The 390-nt window shown below is 64.6% G+C and carries 1 protein-coding gene; it reads right to left on the bottom strand.

Translation table 11 applies throughout. The features are described from left to right. The coding region (locus tag AB4Z50_RS36235) for an alpha/beta hydrolase family esterase (protein ID WP_441887349.1) at positions 1–319 on the bottom strand (319 nt) is incomplete at its 3' end. Positions 320–390: the final 71 nt, after the last annotated feature.

Raw genomic sequence — 390 nt, 5'->3', positions numbered from 1 at the left:
GAATCGGATACAGGACCATGAAGCCGAGCTTGTCCGCAAGCGCATTCATGCGCGTACCCGCTGCGAAATCATCGGCATCCTGGGTACAACCATGCAGCATGACGACCAGCGGCATCGGGCCGTGCACCTCGCCTGTCGGCTTGTAAAGTTTGTAGGCGCGCTTGCCAGCTTCATTGGCGAATCGTCGCTGACTGAAGTCTCCCGCCTTTGCCACGGCTTCGGCGCGTGGGGCTGGAGCTGGAGCTGGAGCTGGAGCCGGAGCCGGAGCCGGCTCGGCGGTGCGATGCTCCAGCAGGTGCTGGACCACCTGTGCCGGCATCGGCGGCGATTCCGGCGCGGGTGCATCCGCCGAATGTTGGCGAAGCGCCCGTTGGATAACGGCGGTTGCCT

This window comes from Paenibacillus sp. 2TAB26 (assembly GCF_052115145.1).
Classification (GTDB): domain Bacteria; phylum Bacillota; class Bacilli; order Paenibacillales; family Paenibacillaceae; genus Pristimantibacillus.
The sequence above is the reverse complement of the archived record's forward strand: the minus strand, read 5'-3'. Positions and strand labels throughout refer to the sequence as shown.